The sequence below is a fragment of the Bacteroides sp. CACC 737 genome, from assembly GCF_013874375.1.
Taxonomy (GTDB): Bacteria; Bacteroidota; Bacteroidia; order Bacteroidales; family Bacteroidaceae; genus Bacteroides; species Bacteroides uniformis.
Genome location: NZ_CP059408.1, coordinates 4,074,582 through 4,088,608 on the forward strand (window position 1 = coordinate 4,074,582; position 14,027 = coordinate 4,088,608).

Below are 14,027 nucleotides of genomic sequence, written 5' to 3' on the forward strand. Positions count from 1 at the left end.
AAAGATAATCTTTTGTGGTTAAAACTTTAGTTCAGGCAAGCTGTTTATTGCTTCCTCTTTCAATTTATCCACCACACGGGTGTATTTCTCTGTATGCTTCAATCCGCTGTGTCCTAAAAGATTGGCTAAGATCTTGATATTTGCCCCATTGTTCAGAATGTTCACGGCAAAAGAATGCCGGAAGCAATGCCAGCTTGTATGCTTGTCTATTCCGGCTCTTTTTACCCAACGCTTAACCGATTTGCAGCAGCTTTCGTATGTAGGCAAATCGAATATCAAACAGTTCTTATCTGCCGGAGCTTCACCAATGATAGACAATAGAACGTCATTCAAAGAAATAACCACACCTACTGGCAGAATGTCCCTTGGCCTTGCTTTGCTCGAACTTCAATAATCAGTTAGCATAATCCACATTTTTAAAAGTAAGGTCTTTTACATCGCAGAAGCGCAGACTGCAATACAGGCAAAAGATAAACGCTCGTCTGGCTGTAGGGTTTTCGTTGTTATAATGAAAAGCCACCAACTTTTGTATTTCTTCGGGCGAAAGCACATCTTTCCGAAGCATCTGACTATCCACTTTGCAGGTAACATCTTTGCAAGGGTCTTCCAGCATTACATCATGCTCTATTGCATAGCGAATAACTTTCTTGAAACGCTGGTAAATGCTTTTAGCACCTTCACCAATGCTTCGGGATTGCAGATAAGCTACAAACTGTTCCATCATTTCTTTGGTGATGAGTTCCGGTTTAATGCTACACTCATTCATGGGGTATTTCTCTTTCAAGAAGTCTTTGAAACGGCTAAGTGCAATTTGCACCATGCGAATGTCTTTCTTTGTATAACTGTTTATGTATGCTTGATAATAATCCAAGAAATTAACCGTCCTGTCTTTCTTTAAGCGGTAGCCAAGCATATTCTCCTTAAACTCCTGCTCACGCTCTGCGCGTATTTTTGAAGCGAGTTCCAAAGTTTCCTTGTTCTGTTGTCATTCAGCTGGAGTATGTGGCTTGTCTATCAGATACAGGCTAAGGTTTTCTTTTCGCCTGTGATGCTTGACTGCGAACTTTGGCTTTCCTTGCATCTTGCCACTTTCGTAATATACCTGATTGCCGTTTTCATCTAATACGGGCTTTTCCTCTCTACCTAAATAATACTCCAACTAAAGGCTGATTCTGCCATCCGAAAGTTTATTTTGCTCCAATTTCGGATTTTCTTTCGTTTTCCTATGATTTCTATGGTTTGTACCTGGTCTGGGCATGAAAGGATGTAGACAAATCTATTATAAATCAAAATTTTACAAGGGTTTTGTCTTTTTCTACTGAAACATAGCTGAAACATTTTTGTTTTGGGTTTCAATCCCAGTAGATGGGACCAACGTAAAAAGAGGCGGATGAAAAAAATGAGGGAAAGGAACCGGGAGAGGGGTATCCGCAATATTGGAAGGCATTCTTGATAATCTTCTCATTACAACAAAAGTGAAGAATGTAAATGATGAGATGCGCTATACTTTTGGGAATAAAAAGGCAGAGGAACTCTTTGAATATTCGGCCAAAGAGGCTATAGACTAGACGGATTTTGAAACAATGCCAGAGGCTGTAGCTTTAATTAGGAAAGAGGATGAAGAGCAGCTGGTCAAGGCGGGGATTCCGCAAGAGGGTATACGACGTTTTTTTACCAAGAAGAGCAAGGAGTGGTTTTCCTTCCAGAACAATAATTTTGATGGTCGCAAGTGGATTGTTTATACTGCTTAGGACATTACTGATTTGAAAATCATGGAGTGCAAGCTGCGTCTGGCCGAAGAGGAGGCTGAGGAATCCAACCAGATAAAATCGACTTTCCTAGCCAATATAAGTCATGAGATCCGTACTCCGTTTAATGCAATAGTCGGTTTTTTGAGTATTCTGGCCACGGAAGTGTCCGAGGAAGAACGGGTGGAGTATCTCAATATTATAGAACGGAATAATGAACTGCTGTTGCAGCTCATCAATGACATTCTGGATTTGTCGAAGATAGAAGCCAGCACATTGGAATATGTCTATGCCAATGTGGATATCGATAAAATGGTGTTCGAGATAGAGCAGGCTACAAGTATTAGGCTGACCAATAAAGACGTGCGTATGGCCACGGTTACGCTATTGCCCGGTTTGCTGCTGTATACCAACCTGCGCAGAATTATGTAGGTATTTAATGACTTCATCAGCAATGCGTTGAAGTTTACTGCTGCCGGTAGCATTACTGTTGCTTACGGGATGCCCGAAAATGGGTATATCCTTTTTTATGTTACCGATACCGGGACGGGTATATCATCTTATAATGCGCAGGGGATTTTTAATCGCTTTGTAAACTGGCTTCCTTTAAGCAGGGTATCGGACTGGGAGTGGCCATTTCGCAAAACATTGCGAGGGAACTGAAAGAGGAGATAGGGGGACGCAGTTAGGCACGGGCTCCACTTTCTGGTTCACGTTGCCTTTTTATAAGATGGACGCACACCGTTCTATCTTTCCTTGATGCGGTAAGCTCAATCCAATGAAGGGACATCGATTGTCTGGCTTTCCTCGTTCCAGTTGTCAATGGTGAATTCTCCGGATGATTCTTCGGAAAAGATGTCTCCCAGAGTAAGGGTCAGAGTCAGTTTGGAGTTTGCTTTCAAAGGTTCGTTCAATGTTTGTTTGAAACTTTTTACGTTTCCGTTTTTCAGTATGATGCTCATCTGGAATTCTGATTTCCCGAAAGAAGGGAAAAGCATGACGGTGGCATTGCTCATTTGCGTACCGTCGATGGAACGGACTAGAGGGAAGGCTACTGTGCGCGGGCTTCCCTGAGGAACGGCGGTGTAGAAATTTAGTTCTCCGGCAATATTAGTGATACGCACCACCATGCTGTCGATGCTCGAACTGAGGATGCCGTTCTTCTTGTCCTTGATGATTACCTTCAGTCCGGTCACTACCCGTTTAAGGGATGCTTTCAGGTTTTCACTTCCGATGTTGGCAGGTTGGACGGTATGTACCAAGTCGAATACCGGATAATAGGTTGTGTCCGCTTCCATTTTGAATAAGGAAAAGTGTTGCTGGGACATGTCTTCGCCTAAGATGTAGGCCGGGTCCCTCATAAGAGGATGTGCATAAATCGGCTCCTCGTATTTAGGGGTTCCCCAGTAAATCATGTTATAGGGACCTGCGGGTAAGGATAATTCCCGATTGACGCCATCGTTATAGAAAGTTCCGTCTTTAACTTGGTAGTAACCGTAAAAAGGTGTCAGCTTTCGGTTTACATAGTTCCCATAATAAATAGAGGTGCCCGCCTTACAGGGCATGATGGTCAGTATGCCGGTCAGCGGGCTTTGTCCGCTTTCTGTAGACACGTCCATCAAGAGTCGTGGTGATACCAACTCACTGCTTTTTTCTATCTGGGGCGGATTGTCATTGGTGCAGCTTGCCACGATTGCGGCAAGTACTGCAAATACTACTAATTTTTTCATTATCTGTTAAGTTTTAGGTTGTACTTTCCTGAGAACGTTTTTAGAAAGAAATGGTTCTTTGTATTCCGGAGAAAGTATATTGGGGATGGAAAAGTGAGATGAAAATCAATTCCAGCATTGAGGGGGATGGGAAGAATCTCCCCCCTCTTTAAAAGGTTTAGAGAAGGGATGGAAAACAAATTATACCTTTTTTAGTAACATTTTAGAAGCCTTGATTAACGAAATCATATACTTCTCGTAACAATTTCTCGACACTCTTTCCTTGTTCCTCCATACTTTTGTGTCCAGGTTCTTTGCATTGACAAAGAGCGTTATAAAATCTTTGATATTAACTATTAAACAATGTACAATGAGAAAAACATTCTTGGAAAAGTGCATAAATTTGCATTTGTGCCGCATTGCATGGGTACTGTTGCTATTGGTACCTGCAATCAGTAGCCTTCAGGCTAATCCTTCTCAAAACAAGGCTGTTACAGGAGTTGTGACATCGGCTACGGACAATGAACCGTTGATCGGTGTCAGTGTGCAGGTGAAAGAAACTGCTACAGGTGGTATTACCGATATTGACGGTAAATTCTCTGTGAATGCAGAACAAGGGCAGACGCTGATTTTTTCGTATATCGGTTATCAAACCCAGGAAATTCAGGTTGGTGCTTCATCCGTTATCAACGTGGTTCTGAAAGAAGATACGGAAATGCTAGATGAAGTAGTAGTAGTAGGTTATGGTGTCCAAAAGAAGAAACTGGTAACTGGTGCTACGGTTCAGGTAAAAGGTGATAACATCGCCAAACTAAATACAAACAACCCGTTGCAGGCTATGCAGGGACAAACTCCGGGTGTGAATATCACTTCAACTTCAGGACAACCAGGTGCTGATATGAAGGTGACCATTCGTGGTTTGGGAACTGTAGGTAATTCTTCTCCTCTTTATTTGATTGATGGTGTAGGTGGCGATATCTCCACGCTAAATCCTGCCGATATCGAGAGTATTGACATCCTGAAAGATGCTGCCTCTGCAGCTATTTATGGTGCGCAGGCGGCCAATGGTGTAGTGTTGATTACTACAAAATCGGGTAAGGAAGGTAAGGCTGTAGTTTCATTGGATGCTTATTATGGTATTCAGAATGTGGCACGTAAAGCAAATATGCTGAATGCGGAACAGTATATGGCCATCATGGATGAACAAGCATTGAATAGTGGCAATGCCGCTTATGATTGGAACAGCTTCAAGTCAATTCGCGATGCTAATGGTAACATATATGACACGGATTGGATTGATGCTATGCTCAAGGATGATGCCAAGACGCAAAGTTATACATTAGGTGTGACAGGGGGAACTGCCACTTCTACGTATGCACTTTCTTTAGGTTATATGCAGCAAGAAGGTATTGTTGGTGGTGCTGACGTATCCAATTACGAACGTTATAACTTCCGTATCAACTCCGACCACCAGGTCATCAAAAACCTTTTGAAGGTGGGTGAACAAGTGAGTTTCGTATATAAGAAAAATAATGGTACAAATGTAGGTGACTTGTATAACAATACGTTGCGCAGCGCATTTGCCACTTCCCCGCTGAGTCCTATATATAGTGATAATAATCTGTATGATAGTCCTTACAATGACACTAGTAGTAGCGATTGGCACAATTCTGATGGTAACCCTTATGGTTCCATGATGACCAACACTAATAATGAGAACAAGGCTGCCACTTTCGCCGGTAATGTATATGCGGAGTTGACTCCGATTAAGAATTTGAAGATACGTACTGTATTCGGTGCTACTTATGGTTCCAGTGAGTATCGCAGTTATACTCCCCTTTATCAGTTTGACATCTATACTAAGAATACGGAGAATACAAAAGTAAACCAGAACATGACTCATGGTTTGACGATGGTTTGGACAAATACTGCACAGTATGATTGGACCTTGGGTGAACATTCCTTCAATGCCTTGATTGGTATGGAATCCAGCCGCTATGAAGGCACTTATGTAGGGGCGAGAAATGGTATCCTGAAAGAAGGATTTGATGATTGGGACCACGCTTTTGTCAGCAACGGGTCAGCCACTACTCCCGAGCAGGGATTGGGTGCAGATGGTAAACCGAATGATGAAACACGTACCGTTTCCTACTTTGCCCGTTTGGGATGGAATTGGAAAGAGACTTATATGATTAATGCTACTGTGCGTGCCGATGGTTCTTCCAAATTTGCCAGTGGTCATCGCTTTGGCTACTTCCCTTCTGTATCGGCAGGTTGGACACTGACGAACGAGGCATTTATGGAAAGTACCCGCGAGTGGCTCGACTTCCTGAAACTCCGTGTCAGCTGGGGACAAGTAGGTAATCAGAATATTGATAACTACCAATATACAGCTCCTATCAAGAGCTCTACTACCAATTACTTGTTTGGTACGGGCCTTGGCTCTGCCAATCATGTCTGGGGTGCTTATCCTAGCCGTCTAGCCAACGAGAATGTGAAATGGGAAACTTCCGAGCAATATAATATTGGTATCGATGCCCGTTTCCTCAATGGATGCTTGGGTATGAATGCAGATTTTTATATAAAGACAACCAAAGATTGGCTGGTACAGGCTCCTATCCTTGCCACTGCCGGTACAGGTGCTCCTTACATCAACGGTGGTGATGTAAAGAATACCGGTATTGAACTGGCGCTGACTTGGAATGATGAAATAGGTAAGGATTTCCACTACAACATTGGTGTCAATGGTACTTACAATAAAAATAAGGTAGGAAATATTCCTACTGAAGATGGCATTATTCATGGTAATACAAACCAGCTGTATGACAACTCTCCTGAGTTCTATCGCGCTTCCAACGGCCATGCCATCGGTTACTTTTGGGGGTATAAAACTGCCGGTATCTTCCAGAACCAGCAAGAGATTGACGACTGGATTGCTGCCAAGAACGGTGTGTTGCAAAGTGATGTGAAGCCGGGTGATGTGAAGTTTGTAGATGTAGACCATAACGGAATTATCGATGACAACGACAAGGTGGACTTAGGTAATGGTATGCCGGACTTTACTTATGGTTTCAATTTGGGCTTCGACTATAAAGGTTTTGACTTCTCGCTGAATGCTAATGGTTCTGTAGGTAATAAGATTGTGCAGAGCTATCGTAACCACACTAATAAGAAATCAAATTATACAACTGCTATCCTCAACCGTTGGACCGGAGAAGGTACAAGTAACCGTATACCGCGTGTGACTGATACTAACGTCAACTGGCAATTCTCTGACCTTTATATTCAGGATGGTGACTTCCTGCGTATTAGTGCCATTACGCTGGGTTATGATTTCTCCCGTCTTTGGAAGGGCAAAGCTATTTCGCAGTGTCGTGCCTATATACAAGTACAGAATGCACTTACTTTCACCAAATATGATGGTATGGATCCTGAAATAGGTTTTGGTCCGGAAGACAGCAATAAAAAGAGTTGGGTATCGGGTATTGACTACGGTTATTATCCTCGTCCGCGTACTGTGCTTTTCGGCGTTAATCTTAAGTTTTAATAGAAAAGAGTTCTTATGACTCATAAACCCAAAAACAAGAAAGAAATGATGAAATTCAAATTAAATATACTGGCTTTGGCATTGTTCGGCTTTGGGCTGGCATCCTGCACAAACAGCTTCTTGGATGTGGAATCGAAGACGGAATCTTCCACCGGAAACTATTACAAGACAGAAAGTGACGCTTATCGCGCTTTGGTAGGCTGCTATGACGGATGGCAATGTACTACATCTAATAAGGGAGTAGGTTTTTATCTGGCTTCAGAGATGATGTCGGATGAGTGTTTTGGTGCTACCGGTGTTGCTGATGGACGTAATTATCAAGTAATCGATCGTTTTGATCAGGCACAGTCTACATCTGATTTGAACATATACGAAACAGATTGGAAAAATTATTATGCCGCTGTTTATCGTTGTAACGAGTTGATTTCCCGTGCAGATGACATTAACTGGACGAGTGAAGCAACAAGAGGCACTTATATAGGAGAGGCACGTGCTATCCGTGCACTTTGTTATTTTGATATGGTTCGTCTATGGGAAAATATCCCTTTGTTGGATATTCCTACTACTGATAATATTTCGCAAGCAAATCCGGATGATGTTTACCAGCTCATTATCAGTGATTTGAAATATGCTGCCGAGAATATTCCGGCCAATGCCTATCCGAAAGCACAAGCTGCATCTAACGACGGACATATTACGAAGTATGCTGCTGAGGCTCTTCTGGCACGTGTTTATCTGTTCTATTCCGGTTATTATGGTAAAGAACCTGCTGGGCTTACTAGAGCTGAAGCTTTAGCAGGAGTGGAAGATGTGATTGCTTCCGGGGAATTTGGTTTGATAGATGAGTTCAAGAATCTTTGGCCTGCTGCTTCCGTGACTTGGACAACTAATAATGATGGTAGCCATACCAAGACAAATACGTATGCAGGGCGTGGCAATGTAGAGACAGTACTGGCTCAAAAATTCAACTATACATCAGACTATAATGGTAATGCTGATGGTAATGCTTGGCAGGTGATGATTGCACTCCGTAATTTGATTGCGGTGCCTTATGGACAAGGCTGGGGAGGCTGTACAGTCAATCCGAAATTGGTGAATAGTTTTCAATCTGGTGACACTCGCAGTACGGCGTCCATTATTGACTGCGAGGCTGAGGGCCTTGTAGATCACGATAATTTCTCGTTGCTCTATAATGACCAACGTGAGTATACGGGTTATGCTATCAAAAAGTATTCGCCACTTGCTATTTGGCAACAAGCTGAAGATGGTACTTGGAGTGAAATAAATGAAGTAATGGGAAAGGACATAGGTGCAGGCGAGTATCAACTTAGTCCATATCAGGATTTCATTGTAGTTCGTTATTCGGATGTATTACTGATGGCTGCAGAGCTCGGTAGTCCTAATGCCCAGAGTTATTTGGATGCAGTGCGTGATCGCGCTTTTGGTGGTGATACCAGCAAGCGCGTGACAGCAACAAAGGAGAACATCCTGAAAGAACGCATGTACGAGTTTGCTTTTGAAGGGTTGCGTTACTGGGATCTGCTTCGTCAGGGTGTGGAAGTTGCTGCTTCTGAAATTGCCGAAACTCGTACTGTGCTCAGTGGTGGCGTGGAAGACGTAGTGACTATACAGAGTAGTAAGGTTGTATCAACAAGAGGTTTGTGCCAAATACCTTATAACCAGATAAACCTTTCAAACGGTGTGCTGAAACAGAATGCCGGTTGGTAAATGGATGTATAACAAATAAAAAAATCTAAGGTATGAAATTAAACTATTATATCTATTCGCTTATAGCAAGTGTGATGCTAATATTCAGCGCTTGTTCCCCCGATGAATATGATCTGGGTGACAAAGGAGTGACATCTGATGATCTTGTGGAGGGTATTGCCTATACGATTACTCATGACTCGAAGAATCCGAACATTGTTTATTTGGAAAGTAAGTTAGGTGCCAATTACACTGCTTTGTGGGAGCATCCCCAAGGACGCAGCCAAGAACAGAAAGTGACACTAAAGATGCCTTTTGAAGGTACTTATACTGTGAAATTTGGTGTAGAGACACGGGGTGGTGTTATTTACGGTGAACCTACAACTTTTGATATCAGTACTTTTTGTGCGGACTTTGTAAACGATGAATTGTGGTCATTCCTTACCGGAGGTGTAGACAGTGAGAAAGTTTGGATATTTGACGATGGTTCCTATGGCTATGCGGCAGGTGAGATGACTTATGCTGACCCTTCAAAAACTACTGAATGGAATAATTGGGAAGCTAACTGGGATCCGGGCAAGGGACATACTGGTGATGATGCTATTTGGGCAAGTACAATGACCTTTGACTTGAAAGGTGGAGCTAATGTAAATGTACATTCCGAGTCGGTTTCAGGTACTACGGACAGTAAAGGAACCTTTATGCTGAACACAGAGAACCATACCATCACTTTCACAGATTGTGATTTACTACACACTCCTGGCTGGACTGATAGAAGTACAAACTGGAGAAAAGACCTGAAGATACTGGAACTGGATGAAAACCATCTGCGTGTGGCTGTCATGCGTGATAATAGTGAGGGTGCTTGGTGGTTGATATGGAACTTTGTCTCTAAAGAGTTTGCTGACAACTATGTACCCGAGGATCAGCCTGATCCGGAGCCCACATTGCCCGACGGATGGAAAGATGCTGTATCTCAAACAGTAAGTACCACTATTCAGTGGAATATGTCTGCTGATGTTCCTTTTGACTGGGCAAATCTGGATGGTAGTTTGATGAATAACTTTACAGCAGGCAATTATCCTGACTGGGCAACTCCAGTAGCAGACCTTGATAAACTCTCTCTGACTATGGATTCAAAGGCTATGACCTATGAATTCTCCATGCCCGACGGAACAACTGTAAGTGGTACATATACACTGGATGAAAAAGGTATTTATTCTTTTGAGAGCGGTGTGCCTTCTTATCATATCGGTGGTGGAGACATCATGTTCTTTGCCAATTCTGATAACCAGCTCCGTATTCTTCGCCTGGAGACTATGGCAGGAAATGTGACAAGTATGTGGTTGGGAGTACGTAATGGTGATAAGGAGGAATATGTTGCCTATCATTTTATTCCCAATGCAGCAGGAGGCTCTTCTACTCCCGAACCCAAGGCGGTGGTAGTAGATAACAGTAAGCTGGTGTTCGGACATCTCGAAGGAGAGAAGAATAACTTCCGTATTGAAATCTACAATGATTTTGGTAGTACTAAAAATGATAGTCCGGTAGACCTTTCTGCTCTGACGTTTGATTATTCTATGAAGCTGACTTTCAGTATCAGCGGATTGAGTGGAGATGCACTGACAAAAGAGTATAATGCAGGGTTGATGTACACTGCTCCTGGATGGTGGCCTTCTTACAGTGGTGAGTCCGATGTTAAAATTAAAGGAGATGGTACTTATACTATTACTTATAAGCCGGAAGCAGCCATTAATGGTGCAATCGTATTTGTGATTGATATCTTTGATATCTTCAGTGATATTGCCGAACCGGATGCTGTAAAGATAACAATAGATAACTTGGAGATTTTGTAATCTCCTATGGTGGACGATGCTTTCGTGGCGTCTGTTGTAATAGGTATAAAAGGAAAGGCTACCCGTGAAGGGTAGCCTTTCCTTTTAAATGGAGGATTATTGATCAGTTCAATTTCTGAAAAACGGGTATATGCTTATTTCTCGTAGTCGAAATATTCAAAATCTGCGTACGCCTCTGATCCAGTCGAGCCGGAAGCTGCATATAGGCCCAGCGTGATTCCCGTAAAGTCACCTGGGGTTTCGGTACTGATATAGCAGGCATTCATGCGTCCCATCTCCTTGAAATTCTTTCCGTCCGTAGCATATTCAAAGGAATATATGTCTTTGTCGCCTTTTACACGGAGTTGCACTTTACCTTGAGGCAAAATCACCTCCTTTTCTATATGGGTCATTGCTCCGAGACGGTAGCGTAATACTACAGCTTGTTTCCCGTCTTCCTGCTGTTTGACGAAAAGGTCATAGTGTGCAGGTTTAAACATATAGACCGTCAATCCGGTTTCATCTCCTGCAGAGGCTTTCTGTAGCCGCATGGAAGTAGTAGCGGTAAAATCGATATGTTCTTGTCGGCGGCCGACGAAGATGGGGCTTCCTTGCTGTTATCCAAATTGACGGGAGTCGCTTTCAGCCGTAACTTGCCGGATGAGAAAGTGTAGTGTTCCGGATGTGCACCCATTCGGCTCCTAATTTACCATCTTTGAATTCTGTGCGGGTAGGTTTTTCTGCAAACGTTTGTTGCGGCAGGGTGGGAACATCCATTTGCAGGGCAATGGTCCCGTCTCCATTCACTTCAGGCCAGGCGTTGGTGGCCCAGCGCACGGGAGCGAGGAAGGTTTCGCGTCCTAATAGATGGTGGGAACCCGTTTGCGGGCGGAATGCCAAGTAGACCATCCACCAGCTTCCGTCGGGAGCCTGAACAAGGTCAGCATGCCCGGTGCCTTGAATGGGGCTGTTCTGGGCGTTTTTGTTAATGTGTGTCAGAATCGGGTTGGTGGGGGTGCTTTCGTATGGGCCGTCTATCGTGCGGCTGCGGGCAATCGTCACCTTATGTCCATATTCCGTACCGCCTTCAGAAATCAGCAGATAGTACCAGCCGTCTTTCTTATAGATATGCGGACCCTCCGGACGGCGTCCTCCCGTACCGTTCCAGATGTGCTTGGATTTACTGAGCTGTTCGCCGGTCATCGGGTTGATTTCGCATAGAAAGATACCTATGTCGGGGTTGTTGACCAGATAACATTTACCGTCTTCGAAATAGAGGGAGGGGTCAATGCCACCTTGTTTCAGCCAGATAGGATCAGACCATTCACCAAGCGGGGCGGTGGTATGGACGATGAAGTTGCCTTTGTCCGATACATTGGTGGTAATCATGTAGAATGTTCCGTTGTTGTAGCGGATGGTTGGCGCATAGATACCTCCCTACTGTTGACCAAGTAGAAGTCATCGCCTACGCGGCAAACGCTTGAGTCGGGATGGTAGCCCGGAATAACCGGATTTTGATATCCCTGCTTGTCTTGTGAATTCCAGGATGGACAAACAGGCTAAGCCTGATGTCAGCTATTGATTACTTTCTGACCCTATTCGGTAACAAATCATACTGTTTGGCATAACATGCTGTTTGGCTATTTCTCACTTTTTCCGCTACTTTTGCTATTACTTTTAACCATTATTTAATACCTAAAAACAACATGAAGAATATTATTAAAAGATTCCAGATTAGCTTGGTGCTATTGGCACTTTTCCTCTCTTCTTTTGTGAGTGCGTGCTCCAGTGATGACGAAACAGTGACTCCGGAAATTACTATTCCTGAAAAAATTCTGATGAATGGAATGACTTTCTCCAAGGTCGGAGGAACAAGTACATTGAACATCAAATCGAATGTTGCGCTGGAAGTAACCAGCAGTGCGCCGGATTGGTGTAAAGTCACTGCCGAGAACTCCACATCGAGCACTATCCTTAAATATGCGGTTACAACTGAAGCCAATACGGAACCAAGTGACCGGGAAGCAAATGTGATGGTGAAGTCCGGAGATAGTGAGGTTGGCCATTTTATTGTGAAACAGACGGCTGCGGATGGACTGGTAGTTGAGTCGACTACTTTCCCGGAAAAGGTACCGGCTGAAGGAGGCAATTATATTGTGACACTGATAACAAACGGTGATGTACAAGTGGCGGTCGATAGTGATTGGATAAAAGAGGTCAGTACACGTGCTGCAATGTCAGAAGCTGTTAAGAGTTTTATCGTTTCAGTTAATTATGGAACTGCTCGTTCGGGACTTATCACTTTGACTTTAGGAACTTTGACAGAGACGGTTGTTGTCAGTCAAATGGCCGGTCAACTGCCTGATGAGGGTATGGAAAGTGATGCAATGACATTGGCGGCAAAGATGTATGCAGGCTGGAATCTCGGAAATACGCTGGAAGCTATTGGAGGTGAAACTGCATGGGGAAACCCGAAGGTTACGGCGGAACTTATCAAGAGTGTGAAAGAGCTTGGTTTCAATGCGGTACGCATACCTTGTTCCTGGGATCAGTATATAGAAGACGGAGGGACATACAAGGTAAAAGATGAATGGCTGAACCGTGTTTATGAAGTGGTAGGCTATTGTGTATCCAATGATATGTATGCCATTGTAAATATCCACTGGGATGGCGGTTGGCTTGAAAACAATTGTACTGCCGACAAGCAGGAAGCTAATAACAAGAAGCAAAAAGCTTTATGGACTCAGATAGCGAATAAATTAAATGTTTATGATGAGCATTTGCTTTTTGCCGGATGTAACGAACCCAATGTGGAAAATACTGCCCAAATGGCTGTATTGAAATCTTATGAGCAGACTTTTATTGATGCTGTGCGTGCTACGGGAGGTAACAATGCTGTGCGCAATCTTATTGTACAAGGACCGTCTACAGATATCGGCAAGACCGACAATCTCTTTGGCGACATGCCTACTGATGTGGTGAAGGACCGTCTAATGGTCGAGGTACATTACTATACCCCTTGGACATTCTGTGGTTTGGAGAAGGATGAAGATTGGGGGAGGATGGCCTACTTTTGGGGAGACTATAAAGTCGAAGGTTCCAACCGTAATGCTACTTTTGGTGATATGACTGAGATGAGTGGATTATTTGCTAAAATGAAATCTCAGTTTGTGGACAAAGGAATTCCCGTTATCCTTGGCGAGTATGGTGCAATGGTGCGTACTGGACTTGGAGAAAATCAAGAGGCTCATAATAAATCTCGCGAACAATTTAATGAGGTAGTAACTCGTGAAGCGAAAAATCATGGTATGGTTCCGTTTTTTTGGGATGGTGGTACGTTCGCTATGATTAAGCGTGCTGATGGAACGATAGGTGATAAATATACCTATGATGGCATTATGAGAGGTGCTAAAGAGGGTAAGTATCCATTTTGATAGAATATAGAACAGTTTTCTAAGTTTCATATAGATAGTTTTTATTA

At 43.3% G+C, this 14,027-nt stretch carries 8 protein-coding genes and 2 pseudogenes; 7 read left to right on the forward strand and 3 right to left on the reverse strand.

What is annotated here, in order from left to right; translation table 11 throughout:
* Positions 1-18: 18 nt before the first annotated feature.
* Positions 19-1,258, reverse strand: a pseudogene (locus tag H1A11_RS19280) (tyrosine-type recombinase/integrase).
* Between the two features lie 325 nt (positions 1,259-1,583).
* Here H1A11_RS19280 and H1A11_RS16870 point away from each other — a divergent pair.
* Genes H1A11_RS16870 through H1A11_RS19785 form a run of 3 tightly spaced genes read left to right on the forward strand, consistent with a single transcriptional unit; the run spans position 1,584 to position 2,411 of the window.
* Positions 1,584-1,751, forward strand: a complete 168-nt coding sequence (locus tag H1A11_RS16870) for a hypothetical protein (RefSeq protein WP_165491376.1) — start codon at positions 1,584-1,586, stop codon at positions 1,749-1,751.
* Positions 1,752-1,772: 21 nt separating this feature from the next.
* Positions 1,773-2,180, forward strand: a complete 408-nt coding sequence (locus H1A11_RS19285; RefSeq protein ID WP_255461468.1) for a sensor histidine kinase KdpD — start codon at positions 1,773-1,775, stop codon at positions 2,178-2,180.
* Between the two features lie 27 nt (positions 2,181-2,207).
* Positions 2,208-2,411: a hypothetical protein gene (locus tag H1A11_RS19785; protein ID WP_323802001.1), complete on the forward strand. Its 204-nt coding sequence runs from the start codon at positions 2,208-2,210 to the stop codon at positions 2,409-2,411.
* Between the two features lie 107 nt (positions 2,412-2,518).
* On the opposite strand, the gene H1A11_RS16880 is transcribed toward H1A11_RS19785, so the two are convergent.
* Positions 2,519-3,478 (reverse strand): FimB/Mfa2 family fimbrial subunit, encoded by a 960-nt coding sequence (locus H1A11_RS16880; RefSeq protein WP_181757482.1) that lies wholly within the window; start codon positions 3,476-3,478, stop codon positions 2,519-2,521.
* Positions 3,479-3,827: 349 nt separating this feature from the next.
* Between H1A11_RS16880 and H1A11_RS16885 the strand changes: the two genes are divergently transcribed.
* From H1A11_RS16885 to H1A11_RS16895, 3 genes are read left to right on the forward strand one after another with little or no spacing between them, the layout of a single operon-like run.
* Entirely contained in the window at positions 3,828-7,004 is a 3,177-nt protein-coding gene (locus tag H1A11_RS16885) for a TonB-dependent receptor (protein WP_117964255.1), read from the forward strand.
* Between the two features lie 45 nt (positions 7,005-7,049).
* The gene (locus H1A11_RS16890) at positions 7,050-8,732 is read left to right on the forward strand and encodes a RagB/SusD family nutrient uptake outer membrane protein (RefSeq protein ID WP_117599963.1); all 1,683 of its coding nucleotides are present in this window, start codon (positions 7,050-7,052) and stop codon (positions 8,730-8,732) included.
* A gap of 32 nt (positions 8,733-8,764) precedes the next feature.
* Complete coding sequence (locus tag H1A11_RS16895) at positions 8,765-10,567, forward strand: hypothetical protein (protein WP_181757483.1); 1,803 nt, start codon at positions 8,765-8,767, stop codon at positions 10,565-10,567.
* Positions 10,568-10,701: 134 nt separating this feature from the next.
* On the opposite strand, the pseudogene H1A11_RS16900 reads toward H1A11_RS16895, so the two are convergent.
* Positions 10,702-12,051, reverse strand: a pseudogene (locus H1A11_RS16900) (glycoside hydrolase family 43 protein).
* Between the two features lie 201 nt (positions 12,052-12,252).
* Between H1A11_RS16900 and H1A11_RS16905 the strand changes: the two are divergent.
* Complete coding sequence (locus H1A11_RS16905; protein ID WP_174646463.1) at positions 12,253-13,980, forward strand: cellulase family glycosylhydrolase; 1,728 nt, start codon at positions 12,253-12,255, stop codon at positions 13,978-13,980.
* Positions 13,981-14,027 lie beyond the last annotated feature (47 nt).

Excerpts from the sequence above, each read along its gene's own strand:
- H1A11_RS16870 (WP_165491376.1), top strand. The coding sequence starts at position 1,584 with ATGCCAGAGGCTGTAGCTTTAATTAGGAAAGAGGATGAAGAGCAGCTG.
- H1A11_RS16895 (WP_181757483.1), top strand. The coding sequence starts at position 8,765 with ATGAAATTAAACTATTATATCTATTCGCTTATAGCAAGTGTGATGCTA.
- H1A11_RS19285 (WP_255461468.1), top strand. The coding sequence starts at position 1,773 with ATGGAGTGCAAGCTGCGTCTGGCCGAAGAGGAGGCTGAGGAATCCAAC.
- H1A11_RS16885 (WP_117964255.1), top strand. The coding sequence starts at position 3,828 with ATGAGAAAAACATTCTTGGAAAAGTGCATAAATTTGCATTTGTGCCGC.
- H1A11_RS16905 (WP_174646463.1), top strand. The coding sequence starts at position 12,253 with ATGAAGAATATTATTAAAAGATTCCAGATTAGCTTGGTGCTATTGGCA.
- H1A11_RS16880 (WP_181757482.1), bottom strand. The coding sequence starts at position 3,478 with ATGAAAAAATTAGTAGTATTTGCAGTACTTGCCGCAATCGTGGCAAGC.
- H1A11_RS16890 (WP_117599963.1), top strand. The coding sequence starts at position 7,050 with ATGATGAAATTCAAATTAAATATACTGGCTTTGGCATTGTTCGGCTTT.